General features: G+C 66.8%; 15 protein-coding genes and 1 pseudogene. 6 read left to right on the forward strand and 10 right to left on the reverse strand.

What is annotated here, in order from left to right; all coding sequences use genetic code 11:
* Window positions 1-1,303: 1,303 nt before the first annotated feature.
* The 6 genes from ACFWBT_RS01075 to ACFWBT_RS01100 form a co-directional block, all read right to left on the reverse strand.
* The gene (locus ACFWBT_RS01075; protein ID WP_385694249.1) at window positions 1,304-1,756 is read right to left on the reverse strand and encodes a hypothetical protein; all 453 of its coding nucleotides are present in this window, start codon (window positions 1,754-1,756) and stop codon (window positions 1,304-1,306) included.
* Window positions 1,757-1,862: 106 nt separating this feature from the next.
* Window positions 1,863-2,288 carry a hypothetical protein gene (locus ACFWBT_RS01080; RefSeq protein ID WP_385694252.1) on the reverse strand — a complete coding sequence of 142 codons (426 nt, stop codon included), beginning with the start codon at window positions 2,286-2,288 and terminating at the stop codon, window positions 1,863-1,865.
* A 44-nt stretch (window positions 2,289-2,332) separates the two neighbouring features.
* Complete coding sequence (locus ACFWBT_RS01085; protein ID WP_385694255.1) at window positions 2,333-4,795, reverse strand: tyrosine-type recombinase/integrase; 2,463 nt, start codon at window positions 4,793-4,795, stop codon at window positions 2,333-2,335.
* A complete protein-coding gene (locus tag ACFWBT_RS01090) occupies window positions 4,789-6,078 on the reverse strand; it encodes a tyrosine-type recombinase/integrase (RefSeq protein ID WP_385694258.1) in 1,290 nt (429 codons plus the stop codon). The genes ACFWBT_RS01085 and ACFWBT_RS01090 overlap by 7 nt, the downstream gene beginning before the upstream one ends.
* A gap of 9 nt (window positions 6,079-6,087) precedes the next feature.
* The gene (locus ACFWBT_RS01095) at window positions 6,088-7,059 is read right to left on the reverse strand and encodes an endonuclease domain-containing protein (protein ID WP_385694333.1); all 972 of its coding nucleotides are present in this window, start codon (window positions 7,057-7,059) and stop codon (window positions 6,088-6,090) included.
* A gap of 62 nt (window positions 7,060-7,121) precedes the next feature.
* Window positions 7,122-7,349: a hypothetical protein gene (locus ACFWBT_RS01100; protein WP_385694260.1), complete on the reverse strand. Its 228-nt coding sequence runs from the start codon at window positions 7,347-7,349 to the stop codon at window positions 7,122-7,124.
* A gap of 251 nt (window positions 7,350-7,600) precedes the next feature.
* Between ACFWBT_RS01100 and cutA the strand changes: the two genes are divergently transcribed.
* On the forward strand, window positions 7,601-7,927 hold the full coding sequence (cutA, locus tag ACFWBT_RS01105) for a divalent-cation tolerance protein CutA (RefSeq protein WP_329371257.1): 327 nt from the start codon (window positions 7,601-7,603) through the stop codon (window positions 7,925-7,927).
* Window positions 7,928-7,987: 60 nt separating this feature from the next.
* Here cutA and ACFWBT_RS01110 read toward each other — a convergent pair whose 3' ends face one another.
* Window positions 7,988-9,229: a helix-turn-helix transcriptional regulator gene (locus tag ACFWBT_RS01110; protein WP_385694263.1), complete on the reverse strand. Its 1,242-nt coding sequence runs from the start codon at window positions 9,227-9,229 to the stop codon at window positions 7,988-7,990.
* A 202-nt stretch (window positions 9,230-9,431) separates the two neighbouring features.
* Here ACFWBT_RS01110 and ACFWBT_RS01115 point away from each other — a divergent pair, with 202 nt between their 5' ends.
* Window positions 9,432-9,869 (forward strand): ATP-binding protein, encoded by a 438-nt coding sequence (locus tag ACFWBT_RS01115; protein ID WP_385694266.1) that lies wholly within the window; start codon window positions 9,432-9,434, stop codon window positions 9,867-9,869.
* Window positions 9,870-9,931: 62 nt separating this feature from the next.
* On the opposite strand, the gene ACFWBT_RS01120 is transcribed toward ACFWBT_RS01115, so the two are convergent.
* Together ACFWBT_RS01120 and ACFWBT_RS01125 are read right to left on the reverse strand one after the other, a co-directional pair.
* The gene (locus ACFWBT_RS01120; RefSeq protein ID WP_385694269.1) at window positions 9,932-10,432 is read right to left on the reverse strand and encodes an SAM-dependent methyltransferase; all 501 of its coding nucleotides are present in this window, start codon (window positions 10,430-10,432) and stop codon (window positions 9,932-9,934) included.
* Window positions 10,433-10,504: 72 nt separating this feature from the next.
* Window positions 10,505-11,893, reverse strand: a complete 1,389-nt coding sequence (locus tag ACFWBT_RS01125; RefSeq protein ID WP_385694271.1) for a Tat pathway signal protein — start codon at window positions 11,891-11,893, stop codon at window positions 10,505-10,507.
* Between the two features lie 664 nt (window positions 11,894-12,557).
* On the opposite strand from ACFWBT_RS01125, the gene ACFWBT_RS01130 reads away from it, so the two are divergent.
* From ACFWBT_RS01130 to ACFWBT_RS01145, 4 genes and pseudogenes are all read left to right on the forward strand, one after another.
* A complete protein-coding gene (locus ACFWBT_RS01130; protein ID WP_385694274.1) occupies window positions 12,558-12,746 on the forward strand; it encodes a hypothetical protein in 189 nt (62 codons plus the stop codon).
* Window positions 12,747-12,789: 43 nt separating this feature from the next.
* Window positions 12,790-13,404 (forward strand): hypothetical protein, encoded by a 615-nt coding sequence (locus ACFWBT_RS01135; RefSeq protein ID WP_385694276.1) that lies wholly within the window; start codon window positions 12,790-12,792, stop codon window positions 13,402-13,404.
* A gap of 304 nt (window positions 13,405-13,708) precedes the next feature.
* Window positions 13,709-13,888: a hypothetical protein gene (locus ACFWBT_RS01140; protein WP_385694278.1), complete on the forward strand. Its 180-nt coding sequence runs from the start codon at window positions 13,709-13,711 to the stop codon at window positions 13,886-13,888.
* A gap of 105 nt (window positions 13,889-13,993) precedes the next feature.
* A pseudogene (locus tag ACFWBT_RS01145) lies at window positions 13,994-14,701 on the forward strand (ATP-dependent helicase); the annotation flags it as partial.
* Here ACFWBT_RS01145 and ACFWBT_RS01150 read toward each other — a convergent pair.
* Window positions 14,698-15,081 carry a hypothetical protein gene (locus tag ACFWBT_RS01150; RefSeq protein ID WP_385694281.1) on the reverse strand — a complete coding sequence of 128 codons (384 nt, stop codon included), beginning with the start codon at window positions 15,079-15,081 and terminating at the stop codon, window positions 14,698-14,700. The pseudogene ACFWBT_RS01145 and the gene ACFWBT_RS01150 sit on opposite strands and share 4 nt — an antisense overlap.
* Window positions 15,082-15,194: the final 113 nt, after the last annotated feature.

A 15,194-nucleotide genomic window follows, 5' to 3' on the forward strand; every position in this document is an offset into this window, starting at 1 on the left:
AGGGCGCCGACATGAAGGGCCATAGTGTCCGAACGACTCCACCGCCAAGCACAGCCGCTGCGAACACCCTCAATGGTCTTCATGATCGCCGGTTTGGCCAACCGGCGATCGTGGTCTATGTTGTGCGCCCCACAGGGAAATTCACGGACGATCGCCAGCGGACGAAACTCAGGGACCAGCCGGTGCGATCGGACAACGGGGTCGCGCCGTCCGTCACGAGCACCCGGAGCCCGCCGTCAATTAGCCAGTCCAAATCGTGCGCAACGATGCACTCGGGAGCGCCGACGGCTCGGGCTATGTACCAAGGTGGGGCTCCAGACGTGTCGCGATGCGCGCGAGGACCACTCGGTCCCGGCGATAGCTACGTTGCAGCAAGTCCTCGCCGACCAACCCGATCGCACAGACGCAAAGAAACAGCACCGTGGATGAGCGTCGTAATCCTCTCGCTCCGATGTGGTCCATACGTTCAGGGCGTCAAGTGCCAAGCGGATGGGGGCGTTGAATCGGACGGATCGGAGAGCGGCATTCGACAGGGGGTACTCCTTGGGTCGGGCCTCTGCGATGAGGCCGAGCAGCACGAGGTACCGGCCTCCGGCATGGCCGACCTGCATGTCGGCCCGGAATCCTGAATCCCATCACTGACCTGGTGTTTTTCGGGGACGTTGTACGTTGACATAGTCCCAGAGAAGGTTCCAGTCCTTCGGGGCTATTTCTCGTCTGCCGTGGGCGAATGCCGGGCCGAGGGAAGTCCAACCGGAAAACGTCAGGGGCTTATCGTCGGAGAAGAGCGGCAGGGCATGCTCCGCCTTCGCCTGGCTCGGGCGCACCGTGAAACCGGTGCGCACGGCGCCGGCGGCCAGCCCGGACGAGAAGCCGACAGCCTCCGAGAAAGAGGCGGCGCGGAAGTCGCTGGCTGTACTGCGGACAGACCTGCGGGTGGCGCAGATCGCTGGGAATCGGGGCCCGGAGTGAAACGGAAGGGCTACAACGCCTGAGTGTCGCGGCGTTCGCGAGGGCTACATGATCCCTTTCCAGTGCCAGGGTCACTGCTCTGCACGGCCACGCATGCAGTCGACACGGTACTGAGCCTCTGCCTGCGAGTCAGGTCGTATGGACGCGTGCTGGTCTGTGTAGGTCGTCATGCGTAACTCGCGAGCCCCAGCGAGAAACTCGTATCCCTCCCACTCGGTGACGTCCGTTCCGTACGGACTCTGCTGCGCATTTCGCTGGGGCGTGCGGGGTGCCCCTGTCGGGGCTGGCAGCTGCGAGGTGACGTGGGGGCGTCAGGTCTCCCGATGCTCGCTCAGAACAGTGCTGGGCCCTCGCCGCTGGTGTCCACGATGACTGGCCGGAACTGGGCAGGGAGGCCGTCCAGGCGGTCAGGACCGGCCGCGGCGGCCACGGCAGGGGCCGTCTCGGCCAGCCAGGTGCGAAACCGCTCGGCGGCTTCGCGGTAGGGGACTCGCGCCAGGACACGGTGCTCGCCGGAGGGGCAGAAGTCGACGGCGACCGTGAGCAGGCAGGAACGGGGCGCCTGGTGGCTGCCCGTCCAGGACACGCGCAGGACACCGCAGGGCTTGCGCCCGCGGGAAGCGGGGTGGGTCGGGCGCAGTGATCGGCAGGCTGTGTGGGCGGTCCATGCGGCGAGGTGCGGCAGGGGCAGGGTGGTGCGTGCGCGGCAGCCGGGGCAGCGGTGCCAGTGGCGGAGCCAGTCGTCGGTGGCGGTGTGGAAGAGGCGTGTGTAGCGGTTCGCCACGCGGATGTCGTTGCTGTACAGGTGGTCGGGGCGTTCCTGTGTGTTGCAGGACTGGCAGAGGGGGGCTTCTCCGAACTACCGGTTCGACACTGGAGCGCTCGTCGAGTCAGGAGAGGCCGGTCTTGCGATTGAGCTCGTAGTAGGCGCGGAAGTCGAAGAAGCGCAGACCGTCGATGACTGTTCCGGACTGGATTTCCTGCAGGGTCCAGGGGTGGGCGGAGTAGTCATCGATCGCCACCCCTCCGCGTTCGAGTAGCAGCTCGATCATCTGGTGAACCTCTGCGGTGGCGTCGATCCGGCCGGAGATGTCGATCTGCACTGCCCAGGTGGGGTGGTATTCGACGGCCGCCTCGAGCACCGTCACGTCGTCGGGGTCCCAGTCGGAGAAGAGGCAGCCGGTCTGCTCGTCGTCGATGTCGATGTAGAGGCTGCCGTCCAGAGTCCACGGATGGCGCTGCTGGTTCAGGTGTCGATCAAGTGAGGCGATGGTCTCAGGTCGCTCACCTGCGGGGAACACGAACACAGTGCGCATGGATTGGAGCCTAGGCGGTCCTCCTTCGAGGCGGCTACGAGTATTCAAGGCTGGTCCGCGGCCGGTGTGGAGGTCCGTCCGGCGATGTTGGCGAAGGTGGGCAGGCCCAGGTGAATGACCGTGGGTTTGAGAGCGGTGTCGAGCTGAGCCAGTTTGTCCTCGGCGCCGGCGAGGCTGATCTCAAGGCCTTCGACTTCGCCGAGCCAGCCTTCACGCTGAGCTTCGGCGATCCGATCGAGTAGGTTGTCGCGGATCTCGATCAGGCGGTCCCGTTGGGACTGCTCGGGCCGGAGGAGCGAGCACCGGACGCAAACGTGCTCGTGGATGCATGCTGTTCCGAAGGCCCGAGCGCAGGTTCCCAAAGAGAGCTTGCGCTTCTCGAAGTGGGCGAGGAAGGCGTCCCACTCCTCGTTCGTCGGGGTCCGGTATTCCTCGCTGGGACGAAGCGATCGACGACGGGCGATGAACGCGCGGTGGGCTTCGATGGCGTCTGCCGGGTAGATGGCGTTGTAGCCCATCGTGGTGTTGATATCGGAGTGACCTGCGAGGACCTGCGCGATGTGAGGCGGCAGGCCGCTGCGGATCGCGTCAGTGATGAAGATCCTTCGGAAGTCGTGCGGAGCGAAGTCGAGAGGCTGGCCCGCGGAGTCGGTGAGCCCGGTTCGTTCCAGGACCTCGTTGAGACCGTTGCGGATCAGTTGGCGGGACACCGGTGTGCGCTGGCCTCCGTATGTCCACTGGAACAGCAGCGGCATCGGCGGATTCCAGATCTTCTCCGCAACGTCGTAGTTGGGCAGCATCGGGATCGCACCTGTTCGAGGGTCACGGACCCGGGCAATGATCGTGCTGAGCACGTCGGCCAGTTCTGGGCTGACCAGGAGAAGCCGTTCCTCGTCGGTTTTCGAGGGAGCGACCTGCAGGAGAGGCACGACTTCACCACTGGTGGGCAGCTTGTACTGGATCAGGGCGTGATGGCTGGCCTCCAGCATCTCCTCGATCCGGACGCCGGTGTGCTGCAAGAACTCGATCGTGGCCCAGGCCCAGAACGCCCGCTCCTCGACCAGCCCCAGATGGACACGCCGACCGGACTCGTCGTAGGCCCGGAACGGAGTCGACGAGTCCGTCTTCTGGCGCGTGTATGTTCTGCCCCTGAACGTGAACTGACCGCCGAGCGGGGCGGCCTGCAGAGCCTCCATCCCCTCCCGGGCCTCCGTCCAGTTCGCCCTGGCGGCGCGGACAACAGTGGACAGCGCGGGCAGTCGTTCACGGGTGCGCTGGTCCATCTTCGCCTTGCGGCGCTTCTGGTGCTTGGAGGTACTGGCATCGGCGGCGCTGACCGGACAGGGAGCAACCCACGGGCCCCAGCGTTCTGGTTCCTCGACGGCCCAGTGGGCCAGGTCAAGGTATAGGGCTCGAACTCCGATCATGAGGCTGCCGTAGTTGGCACGCTCCGTTACTGCCTCATGGACCGTGCCATCGGGCAGCCGGCGGCGCGTGACTTTCGTCCGGCTGACCTGCTTCCATGCACTCACGACTTCAGGCGGCAGCCGGAGTGTGTCGATGCCGGGCTGGATGCGCTCAATCTGCAACCAGAAGTTCCGCACGAGCGTCCGTGACGCGTCCTCCAAGGACGTGTAGTCCATGGTGGGCTGGCGTTCCTTGAGGTACTCGACCAGCAGGTCCCGGATGGGCTTGGACTGCGGCCGGTAGCGGTCGACGAGCTGCTCGACCGAGACCTGGCCGGACGTTCGGTGCAGGAGCCTCAGTGACACGGGCGCGTCGGGTGGCAGGTGACCCAGGTCCTTCAGCCAGGAGTAGAACAGGCTTTGACCGCCCGACGTGGCCCGCTGAGCTCGATGCGCCTCCATGTACTCAATGGCGTCTCCGACATTGATGTCGGCCAGACCCCCGCCCTTGGCGATGACCAGCTTGACCAGCACGTTCTTGGCGAGAATGCCGAGGTGAGAGGACCACGCTTCTGGCCCCACCGACTCCTGAAGGCGGGCAAATCCCTCAGGGTCACGGTACTGGCAGATGATGGCACGCAGGTTGGTCGAGGTCCGGGTGAGCTGCCAGTGGAGCGACGGCCGGAGCACATCGGCGCAGACCAGGGCGAACAGGCCCGTGTTCAGGATGCCGTTCGCATTCGCCGCGTCGTAGCCGACCCAGCTAGCGTTGAGCTCGTTCCACTGCGCCCCGGTCGAGCTTGCGGCCGGAGTCGCATTCCACCGTTGTTGCCAGGTGGCGCCCGGCTGGTCCAGGAGCCATCGGAGAATGAGCGTTGCGCCCCGGCGCCGGTAGAAGTGGGTGGACTCGCTCGCGGCCCGTAGCGGAGGCCGGTTCAGTCGAGCCACGACCTCCTCGTAGGACTGGCTGGTGGCAGGCCAGGCGTCCTCGTAAAGCCGCGGCGGGAAACGCTTCTTGGCGGCCCGCAGAGCCTCGCCGGCGAGTGGCTGTGCATCTCGGATGGCGGCCGGAGCGCGCAAGGTCTCAGTGCCCGTCACCATGAGTTCCCGAAGAGAGTCTTCAGCGAATCGGAGTTGTAGCCGGGGGCCGGTGGCGCTGGCGGCCGGTCACGCTGCTCTGCCCGGCGTGCATGATGAGCGCGGACGCGTTCGATCACTTCGTCCTGGCTGGCCGGAAGGTAGAGCTGTGTGGTCGTCAGATGTGCATGACCGAGGACCCATTGGACGTCGGTCAGAGGCATGTTGGGGTCGCGGGCGAGCCGGTAGGACGCGGTGTGGCGTAGATCGTGGAGCGTCCAGTTTGCCCCGAGGAGATCGTTGGCCCGGTTGAACATCGCGCGCGCCGCGTCGTAGTTCAGCGGTCGCCAGGGCCGCCTCAGCGTCCACCACAACGGCAGGTTCTTGCCCTGCGGGATGTCGTTTCGCCGTGTTTCCTCTTGGTAGAGGCGCAGCCAGACGAAGGCGTCGGTTGAGCAGGGAAGCTGCTGGTAGGCGCGTGTTCCCTTTCGGATTACGCCGACCAACTGCTGTCCGGGGAGGGCATCGCGCTGCCGACTGGTGAGCAGTTCTTCGGCGCGGGCACCGTTGGAAACCCAGAAGGCCAGTAGAGCGCGATCTCGGTTGTGTCGGAGGGCGGCGAACAGCGCGTTGAACATCTCGTCCGGGATGCGCCGAGGCGCACGTTTCGGGATGGTCGGCCGGTAGCGGCCTGTCCTCTCTTGGCCAAAGGGCCTGTCAGGCTTGTGGTGGGCGTTCGCGCGGCCCCCGCGACGCGAACGGTCGAGCGGAAACGGGTTGATGATCGGCCCAGTGCCCTCATCCCGGTGGAAGTCATAGAACGTGCGGAGCACGGTTTCGCAGTGCCCGCGCGTCCTCGCGGCGTACTGCGGGCTGGGTGAGACCTTGCCCGTGATGGCGTTCGGGGTACCGGGGATCTTCTTTCGGGTCATCCGCGGCTTCGGCGCCGTCTCCTCGGAGTAGCCCGCCTTCCGGTGTCGCCAGTGCAGGCGCTGCGGCTTGTTCGCGATCTGCATCCACCGGGTGAAGTCCCGTGCGTCCATACGCGTTGCCCGGTTCCACTCGATGTCGAGAGCCCATAGGAACCGCCACCAGCGCAGCAGGTCCATGCCGTACGAACGGACAGTGGAGGCAGGTTTGCCCTCTGCCTGCAGCTCGGCGAAGAAGACCCGGACGGGGTCGACAACAACGCCATCCTGGTCGAGTAACTGGTACGGCGCCCACTGATTGTCGGTCTCGTGCAGCCTGCCTAACTCGGGCAGGACGAACGCTGCCAGGTCCCGCTCGGGGACATCACCTTGAAGCATCCCGAGAAGCTAGCGGAGAGGCCGTCTGACCTGCAAGAACTCACGAGTTAGTTCGGTTAACGGGCCGCGGACGTAGCCGTGTTCGTGGCAGTGGTCGAGGACTGTGGCGGGTGCAGTGCGGCAGACGGCGCACGCCCACCCGGCCACCCTGCGGGAGGTACCGGGCTTCCTGCTGAGCACCGAGTACAGCTGGCCTTCCAGCTCTTTGTTGTACGGGCGCAGTGAGGCGGTGGGGCCCTCGGGGCTCGTCGTCTGCCGACCGTCGGCGTCTCGGGCCTGCCGGGGGTAGGAGGGCGGCTCGGTGACGGCTGCGCCTGCCTGGCGGGTCCGCGCGGCTTGTACCCACTGCGTTTCGTTGTGCTCGGCCGCATCCAGCAGCCTGACCACAGCGCGCGGCAGCCACCACGTCCGCTGCGTCCCGTCGCGGGTCTGCTCCACGAGTATCTGTCGCCAGTCGATCCCCGCCAGATGGTACGGCCGGCCGACTTCACGTCGTGCTGCCCGCGCGGGGCCCCCGGCTCCTGCAGTTCCCACGTGATGCGTCGACGCCAACGCAGCGGCGTTTCCTCGTTGTACTCCTGCCTCGGCGCCCCACGAAACGGACCGATGCGGACCAGGTCCTGCCGGTCCATTCCCACCGCGTTCAGTTCCGCGGCCGCCCGGCGCACCTGAGCCTCCGGAACACTCCACTGACCGCCGCTCGCCCTCACCGTCGCCACCACATGGCCGCCGAGCAGGACGTAGCCCGCCCGGGCATGGGCAGGAGAGCAGGTGAATGCCCCAGAAGCCGTCGGCACAGCACTGTCGGCCGTCAAGTCGACCCACAGAGCGTCCGCGGCACCCAGGGTGATCAGGACGTCCGTGCGACCGGGCATGACACGCTCTGACATACCGACAGGCTAACGGCCTGCAACGCGGCAACGGGTCTCCAAGCTCCTCGGTCAGCCGGGCCGCCGCCCGCAACTCCATATTCCTGAGCATCTGGTTCGTCAGCACCTCCCGTGCCCGCAGCGTCACCACCAGAACGTCAAGAACCGGGCAAGTCACCCTCGCGCATCAGCGGTCCCCGAGCCCAGACGAATTGAGCAACAGAGTCCGTACGTCTCACAAAACTCGGCGTACTCGGCCTCGGTGACCGCGCCGGTCGTCGTCATCTTGACCGCTGTAGAGACGAGATCCCACTCCGAGGGCCCGACAGAGACCAGCTTGAAGTCCATCAGCAGCGGCCGGGCCGCCGTGCGGTCGACGTTGCCGACCCACGCGCTATGCACGACGCATTCGGGCGTGCCCGCGGGCCTGTGCTCCCGCCACTCGCGGAGTTCCGCATGTCGTTGCCGCAACCACCCGCGATCACCCTCAGACAGGGACGTCGCCGCCTCGATCACTTGGCGACCCGCATGAACGTTCGGGTCTGTCGAGCGGAAAGCCCGGCACGGGCAAGGGACGGAGCTGTTTCAGCAGCGTGACGTGTGCCCTTGACGGCTGGGTAGAGTCGCGGTATCCGAGCTGGAGAGGTAGTTGTATGGCCAACGATATTGTGATTGCGCAGACGACCAGCGACGACGAGGATCAGGCGAAGGCGCTGGCCCGGGGCGCGGTCGAGAGCAAGCTGGCAGCGGGCGTTCACGTTGATGCGCCGATCACCGCCTTCTATTGGTGGAAGGGGAAGGTCGAGACGGCGCAGGAGTGGCGGATCTCGTACATGACTACGACGGACCGTCTCCCGGCACTGGAGGCGTGGCTGCACGAGCAGCACCCGTACGACGTTCCCCAGTGGATCACGCTGCCCGTGAGTGGTGGGTCGGAGGCGTACCTGTCCTGGGTTGTCGAGGAGACGGCACGCGACTGACGGCCGACAGGTCATACGACGGCGTTCGCATCCTGAGCTTGCCCGTGTGCCGCGCGGGGGTCAGGAAGCGAACTGCCGCAGGTGAAGGCCAAGTTCCTGCTCGCTGTCGGGGAGGGACGCTGCGATAGTCGCGGCGCGCTCCTTGCCCATCGTGTTGGGCTTGGCCTGAGCCGCTGCGGCGAACTGGCGTGACACGTAGACCCCTTGGTCGACGTCACCTCCACGCAGCAGGGCCGAAGCGAGATCACCGAGGACCACAACGCCTCCGTCCGGGAGTTCGTCTCCGAGGCGATCGACTGCGGTGTCTGCTGTGGCGGTGAGCTCGGGACGCCCCAACTGCCCGTATACAGAGAGGGCCAGCGAGTCCATGCGGTACGGGGTCACGAACCGGACCCACGCCTGCTCGCTGGTGTGATCCGCGAAGTCGTAGGCGAAGCGCGCTCGCTCCAACGCCCGGAGCGCCCCCATCTCGTCGCCGGCCGCCGCAGCCTCCTCCGCGTACCTGCCAAGGACCCAGGCGGCAGCAGTAGCGTTGCCGTGGCCTCGCACATCGCTAGCCGCTTGGAAAAGGAACTCCAACTTCGCCTTCGGCGTCGAGGCGCCGTAGCTGCTGTAGGTCAGGGCCAGGGCTCGGAGCGGAGGGTGCCCGGCGGTCGTCGCGCACTGCGACGTGACCTTGTAGTAGGCGTCAGCTTTGTCGTGCTCACCCAGATCCCAGGCCACCCAACCGGCCAGGGCGGCGGTTTCTCCGGCGGCGATAGTGAGAGCCCGCTCGTGTTCGCCAGCACGGGGCAGAGCCGCGGTGATCGCGTCAAGATGTGACTCGACCGTGCTTTGTAGCCGCCGGGCGCTGAGGTTGAGTTCCTGGACGTGCAGTTCAGCAGCCCAGTCGATGAGCGCGCCGGCGGAGGGCGAATCAATCTTGGACCCCTTGCTGAGGGCAATGGCTAGGCGCCCCCAGGGCTCGGCAGCCGCGCTCACGCCGGCAGCGGCGCCACCCAGCAGCGTGCGACGCTTCACGGCGTCCTGGTTCTCCCCCGCATTGGTATGCCCCTTTCTCTTCCGAGCGCGGGCAGCCTTGGCCTCCCGCTGTAGTTCCTCGAAGGGGACACCGCAGGCCGCCGCGATGTGGCCGATTGTGTGATTGGTAGGGATGTTCTCGAAGTTCTCATAGCGGCTGATCTCTCGGCGGGTCATGGTGTCCCGGCCGGAGACAGCGTTGATCGCCTCTGCCTGCTCCTCCTGCGTCCGGCCCGCATCCTGCCGAAGCCGCAGGAGCAGGTCGGCGAACGGATCTGGCATGAGTGTGACCTCTGTTGGTGGGCGGAATCCAATCATGGCCTTAATTCCCCCTCCAGCTTTCCCCCTTGACAGATTTTTCCCCCTCTGGATTCCCCTGGTCGACAGTGTCGCCACGCGATGCGATAGCCCCCATGACCAGGCTCCAAGAGGAAACCCCGCCCAGCGGGGGCATCCGTAGCTTTGCCGACGTGGCAGGCGTGTCATGCGCGAGGTCGGTCACGAAGACCGGCACAGCACATCGGCGAGGCCAGGCGTACCGGCGGCATCCCATGGCTGTCAGGCGGCCTTTCCCCCTGATCTCGCGAGAGTTGGGGAGATGCGGCAGACAGTCGGGGCGTTCCTGCGGCGGTGCCGTGTTTCGGAGCCGGTGGCAGGAGTCGTCGTACTGGCCGTCTCGGAGCTGGTCACCAATGCCGTGGTTCACGGTGAGGGAGAAGTCGTGCTCCGGATCACGGTGGCCCTCGACGTGGTGCGCGTCTCGGTCACCGATCACAATCCGGCCCCAGCTGTACTCAAGGAAGCCGGACTCGACGGTGAATCCGGTCGCGGGATCCGGCTTGTCGATGCGATCTCAGACGCGTGGGAGAGCAGCGGCAAGGAGACGTGGTGTGAGTTCCGGTACGCGAGGGCTGCGGGTTGAGCCAGACTTCTAACTGGTTTCCGGCCATGCGGTTGACGAGTCGGGCAGCTCAGTCACTTCCACTACAAGGGACGCTCCGAGGGCCGTTCGCTTGCCTTCGCCCAGTAGTTCGGTTCAAGCATCTCGCCAGGCCATGCGGGCTGACGGATCGGGCCCCGAGGCCCCATCTGTTCGAAGTACGGTGCCAGGTCGATCACGGGCGTCCCGTCGACGGCGTCGAGATCGGTGACCATGAGGTCCCTGCCTTCGACCTTGAGCAACCGCGGGTAACTGACCGCCAGTTGGTTGGGGCGCCGGTGGTTGCGGTGGACAAACGTACCGGTCGCCGGCCAGTTCTGGTTTCCCCTTGGACTGCGTGCGTGGAGCTGGACATCTTCGGGTCGGGCCAGATGGAAGCGCCAGGTCACGGTCAGGTGGGAGAACTCCTCGATTCCTTGCAGCGTTTCGAGGGGGTACGCGTCGTCGAGCCTGATGATCGATTCGACCCCGCCTTGGTAGTCATCCTGCACGAGGGTGTGGCCGCCGACGACCGTTGCGATCGACTTGACCTCGTAGGTCGGCATCAGCGCTCGTTCCTCTCCCTAGACGTAGCGTGTGCGGCGGCCTCCGGTCGGCGCCGCGGATCTTTTCTGTGGTCAGCCTATGGCGCGCAGCATGCCTCGCGCGCGACGGTCCAGTTCGGCAACGTGACGACCGCCGCGTTGCCGGACGGGCGAGAGGTCGCTCTGCATGCGGACGATGACGTCGCGGGCGCGGCCGGACTGGACGCCGGCCATCGCGTCGAGGGCTTGGTTCCAGGTGGCGCACGCCTCGTCGAGGCGTCCCTGCTGGACCTGGACGGCGCCGAGGTAGCCAAGGGTCACGCTGTGGGTGCGGGCGTATTGCTGGCGGCGGCGGGTAGCGACGCTGCGCCGGAAGTGGATCTCCGCGTCCAGCGGCTGACCCATGTCGCGCAGGGCGCAGGCGGTCTCGTGGGCCAGGGAGGCTTCCTGGAAGAAGCCCACGCGGCTTGGGGCGCCGTTGTTGTCGGCGCGGGAGAGATCCCGCTCTGCGCGGCTGATGGCCGTGAGTGTGCCGGTGCGGTCGCCGTCTGCCGCAAGGGCTCGGGCGTGAACGATTGCGAGCAGAGCCTTCTCGCGATGGCTGGCCTGGCCGTAGCGGTCGCGGGACATGGATGCGTCAGCCAGGGCAAGCGCTCGGCGAGGATGTCCGAGGTCCACAGCTTGGTGGGCGAGGGCGCGCAGGATGTGGCCACCGAGCGGCCCGTCGCCCGCTTCGGCTGCGATGCGGGCGGCAAGGGTGAGGTAGCGCTGGGCGGTTCGGTGCTCGGAGGCGTCGAAGGCCATCCAGCCGGCGAGGTAGGTCATCTCCGCCACGGCCGAGTATGTGTCGCGGCGGAGCTGCTCCGTGCGGAACCTGCTGCCGAGCAGTGGCACCGCTTCGTCGCGAAGGTGGCCAGCAAGCGCCGAGCGGCCGGAGGCCCCACCGCGCTGCTGGTCGCGTGCGGAGTAGAAGGTCGTCAGGTCACGGACATCATCGATATCGGTCTGCGTCACCAGCCTAGGGGAGACTGCTGGGCGCTTCGCCGCCGCGGCCGGAGCAACTGCCCACCACGAGGCGGCGGGCAAGACGAGGCCGGCGGCCGAGTACGCGGTGGTCGCCAACATCTTGCGTCGGTGCATATCGAGGTCGTCGCTTCCCAACTCGGCCAGCACGGTCAGAGGGTCGACGCTCCAGTCGGAACCACTGTCGGTTTGGCCTGTGGCTTCACCGTCCAGCCCAAGGTCGGCCAAGGTGAGGCGGCGGCCGAGTCTGCGGGACAGCGTCTCGCGAAGGATATGGGGCGCCTGACCGCTCGGCTGCGTGCCCTGCACCCACATGGCGATGTGCGAGCGAGAGATGGCCTCCAGCTCACGCACCCCGTTCTCTGCGGCTACCCGGGCGACTGCTGCGGCTGCTTGCGGCTGGGACCAGCCCGCTTCGCGCAGGAATGCGGCAAGGGCGACGTTTCGCGCACGGGCCATGGGCTGCCCCTCGGTTCCGAAATGATCTTTGACGCCTTTGACGGCCCCGGGGGCCGCGCAGGCATACCCCTCGGCAGGGATTCACGGTTCGCTCAACGTAGCGGCCGGATCACTCACTTTGCACGACAGTCGTCGTCCCGGTACGGCCGTTCCCACTCAACTTGGCTCGATCTGAACAGGAGTTGTGTCATGCGCCTATCGCTGGCTTCACGGCAAAAGGACGGCCAGCGCGCAGCGCCCATCAGGAAGTCTGGCGGCGCTGAGGAGTCGGCCCGGCGGCGTGATCAAGTGGCAGCTACGGCAGAGACGGTGGCACTTGTGCTGGATGAGGACTCGCCGCTGGCGGAGACCGCGGCTGATGTGAAAGACCTCGTGAGACGTCTGCGCGGTCACATCCAGCAGCTCGGCGTCAGGGTGCCGAATGAGGAGCTAGCAGCTCGTCTCAGCGGGGGTTCCCGACGGCTACATGCCCAGCAGGGTGTACCTGGTCCGACTGGCCGAGGCGACCCAAGAACTCGCTGCGGCAGTGGAGACCTGCAGCAGCGGCCACGGGATTCGGCTGCCAGGACGACGTGGGTGGACACTCCCGATCAACATCCTACGAGGCGCGAACTTCACCTTTTGCGCTCGCCTGTCTGGTCTTTGCCGCCTCCGTGCCACGGACATGACCGTCACTGCAGCCGTTCTGATCGTCCAGATCCTCGGCCGCGTGGCGTGGCTGGTGCTCCGTGGTAACCGCCGGTACCCGACAATCGGCGACCGCACCGGAATGGACGACCTGCTTGGGCTCCTGGCCGAGGAGTACGACCCCGTTCGGCATCACGCAGGCCGCGCCAGACCTGCAAAGACCTGACGTCGCAGCACGCTTAGCAGCCCCTCCCCTGACAAGGATTCCCATGCCTGACAGCGCGTTCCCGACACGGTCGGCCGCCACTGGCCATCGCAGACGGCGGCTTCCAAGGATCGACGCATTCACGCTGCACTGTGTCCGCCGTGCCGTGGCGCTGCCGCTTCTGCTACTTGTAACGCTGCTGGGTGCCGCCTTCACCATCTGGTCGATGTCCGCGGTAGCTCCCAGCTGGCTGCTGACCACCGTTGTCTGCGGGCTGGCCGCAGTCGTACTGGGGGCGGCCCGGGGAGCACGAACGGTCGCAGCGGCCGTGCAGACAGCCGGGGAGGAAGCCCGGGTAGCGGAGCTGACAAGGGTCGCGGGGGCTGCGGCGGCTGTCGAGAAGTCGGTGCAGTGGTCGGCGGACGAGCTGTGCCGAGGGGCGCGCCCGCCGCTGCCTGACCTGCGGATGCCGCAGCCGGCCAGTACGACCGCAGAGATCGACAAGGCGTTGAGTGCGCTCCAGGTTCAGGCCGTCGCATCGTTGGTACGCGTGCACGACGAGTCCCAGTCCGTCGTCCTTCTGGAAGTGCTGCGCCGTCTGGCCATGCGGGAGCACACCTTGGTCGGGAAGGCGCTGGAGGCACTGAGTCAGCTGGAGATGCTGACCGACGACCTGTGATGTCGCCGAAATGGGCGGCAATGTCACGGGGGCGCCATAGCCAGCTGGGGTCCTCCTCGAGCAGGCCAAGGATCCGGTGACGGCGGCGCTCGGCGAGGGCGGTGTTCCGGTCGTCGCGGGAGACGGCGGGGAGCTGGGGGCGGGATTGCGCAGGCTCGTGGATGTTGATGTCGAGACCGGTGATGGTGCGGCTGGTGTCGGGCCTGCCGTCCTCGTGGCGGGTGCTGTAGCGGGACATCGGTGACTTGACCTTGCGGGTGCTGACCCGCCGACGCCGGGGCGGCAGGAGTCGGGTCAGGATCCGGTGTCCGATCAGTCCGAGGCGACCTGCGTCAGCGGGATCGGCGATGACGGCGGCGGCCCGGATGACCTGGTCACGGGCGGTCTGCAGGGCGACGGTGAAGCAGCAGCGGTCCGGATCGGTGCCGGGGAGCGATTCGGCGGCGTCGACCATCACAGTGCGCAGGACTTGGTAGAGGGTTGAGCAGGGACCACATCTCCTGCTCGATGCCTGCCGGGTCACCCGAGCGGAGGTTGCGCCCGTTCATGATCGTGTGGCGGAGCGCGTAGTACGCGGATTCGTGTTCCCACCGCACCACCTGAATTCACCGTGCTCGCCGGGCGTACCGAGATCGGCACCACAGACCCGTCCGTCCTCACTGAGGAGCGCCAGGGTCCACGGCGGCTGCTCCTGGCCGGCCGCAGCTGGCAGGTCACCTTCATCGACTGGGCACGGCGCCGCGCCTTCGTCGAACCGGTCGAGGACGGTGGCGTCGCCAAATGGCAGGGCAGCGAGGCCCGCGGTCTCTCGTACGCACTGACCCGTGCCATGCGCGATGTTCTGCTCGGCACCGACCCCGACGTCAAGCTCACCCGCCGCGCCACAGCGACCCTCGCCGAACTCCGCATGGACCGCGCACCCCACGAAGTACACCCGGTGGGCACCCTGTTGGTCCGCGACGCAAACGCCGCCCGCTGGTGGACCTGGGCTGGCTACCGCGCCAACGCCACCCTTGCCTCTTCCCTCGGCAACCTCGCCGACCCGGTGCAGCGCCCAACTGACACCCACATCCGGCTACGCCAAGACCTCTCCCTCGCAGACTGGAAAGCCGCCCGCGCCGAACTCTCTGAATCCCTCACCCTGCCCACCGTCGACCCGCGGGCCGTCCGCGGCCTGAAGTTCTCGGTAGCACTCCCGCCCCGCATCGCCACCAGCACCCTCGCCGAGCGCCTCGCTGACTTCGATGGTGCCCTCGCCACAGCCCAGGAGCCCGTTCGCATCGAATGGTGTGCCTAACGGCTCAGCAGGTGGTCTGCCCAAGTCGGACCGGGACAGCAACAGAATTGGTCCTGGTACAGGTCGCCGAGGAAACGGGTGTCCAGATCCGGGTCCGTGAAGTCCAGATCCGGGTCCGTGAAGTCGTGCACCACCTCGCCGTCGGCGCCCCGCTCACGCCAGAACGCCAACAGCGCGGTGGCGGCCTCGTACGAGGCCAGGACCTCGAAGAGCAGGTTGTGCGCGGGGTCGAAGAGGCCCTCCACCGTCCGGTGGGACTTGGCCAGCGCCTCGAAGGAAGCCAGCAGCCAGTGCCGGGCGTTCAGGGACGGGTTCTGCCGGAAGAAGTCCTCGTGCCGTTCCTGCGCTTGCGCGAGCGGTCGCCGGAGCCGGAGAGCCACGCGTTCGGGATCAGCCCGTTGTCTTCGCTGAAGCCCTCAGCCACCATCACCACAGCCGGACCCACCTTTCCGATCTTCCTGTGCCCTCGTACCGCCGACGGGTCCCGCACCGG

The sequence above is a fragment of the Streptomyces sp. NPDC060027 genome (assembly GCF_042737005.1).
Lineage (GTDB): Bacteria > Actinomycetota > Actinomycetes > Streptomycetales > Streptomycetaceae > Streptomyces.

Excerpts from the sequence above, each read along its gene's own strand:
- ACFWBT_RS01080 (WP_385694252.1), bottom strand. The coding sequence starts at position 2,288 with ATGCGCACTGTGTTCGTGTTCCCCGCAGGTGAGCGACCTGAGACCATC.
- ACFWBT_RS01085 (WP_385694255.1), bottom strand. The coding sequence starts at position 4,795 with ATGGTGACGGGCACTGAGACCTTGCGCGCTCCGGCCGCCATCCGAGAT.
- ACFWBT_RS01090 (WP_385694258.1), bottom strand. The coding sequence starts at position 6,078 with ATGCTTCAAGGTGATGTCCCCGAGCGGGACCTGGCAGCGTTCGTCCTG.
- ACFWBT_RS01095 (WP_385694333.1), bottom strand. The coding sequence starts at position 7,059 with ATGCTCAGGAATATGGAGTTGCGGGCGGCGGCCCGGCTGACCGAGGAG.
- cutA (WP_329371257.1), top strand. The coding sequence starts at position 7,601 with ATGGCCAACGATATTGTGATTGCGCAGACGACCAGCGACGACGAGGAT.
- ACFWBT_RS01110 (WP_385694263.1), bottom strand. The coding sequence starts at position 9,229 with ATGCCAGATCCGTTCGCCGACCTGCTCCTGCGGCTTCGGCAGGATGCG.
- ACFWBT_RS01115 (WP_385694266.1), top strand. The coding sequence starts at position 9,432 with ATGCGCGAGGTCGGTCACGAAGACCGGCACAGCACATCGGCGAGGCCA.
- ACFWBT_RS01120 (WP_385694269.1), bottom strand. The coding sequence starts at position 10,432 with ATGCCGACCTACGAGGTCAAGTCGATCGCAACGGTCGTCGGCGGCCAC.
- ACFWBT_RS01125 (WP_385694271.1), bottom strand. The coding sequence starts at position 11,893 with ATGGCCCGTGCGCGAAACGTCGCCCTTGCCGCATTCCTGCGCGAAGCG.
- ACFWBT_RS01130 (WP_385694274.1), top strand. The coding sequence starts at position 12,558 with ATGACCGTCACTGCAGCCGTTCTGATCGTCCAGATCCTCGGCCGCGTG.
- ACFWBT_RS01135 (WP_385694276.1), top strand. The coding sequence starts at position 12,790 with ATGCCTGACAGCGCGTTCCCGACACGGTCGGCCGCCACTGGCCATCGC.